A 341-nucleotide genomic window follows, 5' to 3' on the forward strand; every position below is an offset into this window, starting at 1 on the left:
GTCCTCGCTTTGCCAAACGCGCCCGATCGCGGCACAGATGGCCTTCATGGTCTGATCCATTGCGGCGTCGGTGGGCGCAGCCTCGCCGGCATCCATGCCGCGCAAGGTGTTATGAATCGCCTTCAACTCGTTGGCGCACTCTCGAAGCAGGTTGATCGCGTCGACGTCCGACCGCTGCCGAGCCGATCGTCCGAGGCCGGCGCGCGTCAGGTACTCGGTCACAGTCATGGCTCGGTCCCGCGCTTTTTCCTCGATCACGGTCTTGTCCTCCGCAGTCATGCGGAGGCGGATCGACACACTCTTCTGAGCTTCACGCGGTTTTGGCATTTTTATTTCACTGG

The 341-nt window shown here is 61.6% G+C and carries 1 protein-coding gene; it reads right to left on the bottom strand.

Going from position 1 to position 341, the window contains the following annotated elements; translation table 11 throughout:
• On the bottom strand, positions 1–327 hold a 327-nt coding region (locus SB751_RS28835; protein WP_410748887.1), incomplete at its 3' end, for a plasmid mobilization protein.
• Positions 328–341 lie beyond the last annotated feature (14 nt).

Origin of the sequence: Cupriavidus sp. SIMBA_020 (assembly GCF_046535395.1) — a bacterium.
GTDB classification, from domain to species: Bacteria; Pseudomonadota; Gammaproteobacteria; order Burkholderiales; family Burkholderiaceae; genus Cupriavidus; species Cupriavidus campinensis.